2 protein-coding genes are annotated in these 2,212 nt (G+C 44.8%); one reads left to right on the forward strand and one right to left on the reverse strand.

The genetic code is table 11. The features are described from left to right. Positions 1-187: 187 nt before the first annotated feature. Entirely contained in the window at positions 188-562 is a 375-nt protein-coding gene (locus QUA25_RS29060) for a DUF1257 domain-containing protein (protein ID WP_333043155.1), read from the reverse strand. 252 nt (positions 563-814) lie between these two features. On the opposite strand from QUA25_RS29060, the gene QUA25_RS29065 reads away from it, so the two are divergent. After that, positions 815-2,005: a WD40 repeat domain-containing protein gene (locus tag QUA25_RS29065; RefSeq protein ID WP_333043157.1), complete on the forward strand. Its 1,191-nt coding sequence runs from the start codon at positions 815-817 to the stop codon at positions 2,003-2,005. The last annotated feature ends 207 nt before the right edge of the window (positions 2,006-2,212 follow it).

Genomic DNA, 2,212 nt, shown 5'->3' on the forward strand with positions numbered 1-2,212 from the left:
TAGCATTGCACCTTTAATTTCAGGATCTGGCTTATTAATCTGTATCCTGAGCTACTATTTAACGTGCGCTTACCCTGCGATCGCGCCAACAATGCCAGCTACAAGCGCGAGGATGATTAGTACGATCGCCGATCGCCACATGGTGATTCCTCTTGATAGGTAAAAACGAGTTAATCCGGGGGGAGTCTTAAACCCATCTACCCACTACAACTCTCAGCGTTCCATCTGCCAAAGTTTCCTCTTCTTCAACATGAAAACCCTCTGACTGCACCGCCGCCATCAAACTTTTGCGCGCGTATTTTTGACTAATTGAATTGATAAATTCCTGCTGATTAATTCGAGCGCCCCAAAAATCCGCCACCAATTCGTAATCCTCTCCAGTGCGGCGAAAACCCAAATCGTAACCATTGGATTGCCGAATCACGTACTCGGCATTAGTTTTGTCACCCCGATAACCCCGTACCTGCACATTGGACTCTACTTGATAACCCAACTCTTCCAACACTTGATGCAGCAGTTCCCCGTTCTTGATCTGAACCTTGATAGTTGTGAAGTGTGACATATCACTTTCGGATTTTTGTGTAAAACGCTGATTTGATTATAATACTATAAACTGCCACAGTCAATAAGTTAGAACTTGTGCTCTTAAACCAGGTTTTAGCGTCAGCGAAAGTAGCCAGGTTACAAGCCCCCGGATTCATAATTTCAGAAATTAAAAACATAGTATCCGATAACAATTTACCAGATTCATCCGTGAGTTCGCTTTCTTCAATCCCCCACTTCTTCAAATCTCAAATCTAAAATCTAAAATCGTATGATTGCCGACAATTCTAACCAACCCAGAGAATATGATGCTGTCCTCGGCGGTCAAAGCCAAATCCCGATCGCCGGCGCTGTTTTGGGAGGCATCGCTGGGGTCAAGCAGCGCTTCAACAGCCCTAGTATCGAGTCGCGGATTGCCGCGGTTAAAGATGCTCCTAAATACGGAGGCGCTGGTTTAAATTTAGCAATTGAGGCGCTGCTTGACCCCGCAGCAGAAGTGCAGCGAGTTGCTTATTTAATTTTGCGATCGAGGACAGAACCTTTAGTCAGCCAAGCTTTAAAAGACTTCGTACCTTACAAGCTTTTTGACTGCATCCGCACGGTCAAAACTGGGACAAATGTTGCGATTAGTCCCGGAGGAGATCACACGGCGAGTTTGCACGGGAAAATTATTAGAATTTGCGATGTAGATACAGGAGAAATACTCTATACTGTTGACAAGTATCCCCGCGCTCAAGAAACTTTTGTCCTTTGCCAAGAAAGTGAAGTGTTTGTGAGGAGCAGAAATACTCCGAAACATCGTGCGATCGAAATTTGGCAGGGTGGAGAATTGCGCCATACTTCCCTGGGACATGAAGCGGAAATTAGCGCAATTGTCATCAGTCCCGACACTCAAGTTATCGCCAGCGGTTCGGCAGATACTACTATCAAAATTTGGAATTTAGAGACGGGAAAGTTAATCTGTACTTTTGGCAGTCTTTTAACCTGGGGAGCTCATAAAGCAGGAATTGTTAGTCTTGCTTTTAGCCCGATCGCACAAACTCTCGCTAGCAGCAGTTCTGACGGTACAATTAAGCTGTGGAACCTCCGCAGCAGAGAGTGCTCCCAAACAATTAAGGGTTATGCGAATTGTCTGGCTTTGAGCCCAGACGGGCAGACTTTGGCTACTGGCGGCTGGGACAGAAACATTCAACTGCGACAGCTATCGAATCCAGATAGTTCCATCACATTGGCAGGGCATTTTAACTCGATAAATGCGATCGCCTTTAGTGCCGACGGACTGACTGTTGTCAGTGCTAGTGCCGATGGTAATATCAAATTTTGGAATGCCAGTACCGGCGAAAATTTTTACACTCTTAGCGGACATCAAAGCTCTGTTACTTGTCTTACTTTTAGCAGCGATGGTGAAACTATTATCAGTGGTAGTATAGACAAAACTGTCAAAACTTGGGGAGTTAATTGAAGGAGGTTCGGCAACCAGCACTGTACAAGATGTAGCGGAGGGCAGAAAGAGAGAATAGGAAATAGGGAAGAAGGCAGAAGGCAGAAAGAAGAGGGAATCGACCTCATGATTTTCACAAATTAAATACCTCCTAATACCAATTTTATGTGAAGTTGCATATAATAGAGAGATGGCGTTTATGGTGCGTTTTATGGCTCGTCTTTTAAA

Source organism: Microcoleus sp. Pol17C6 (genome assembly GCF_036701145.1).
Classification (GTDB): Bacteria; Cyanobacteriota; Cyanobacteriia; order Cyanobacteriales; family Microcoleaceae; genus Microcoleus.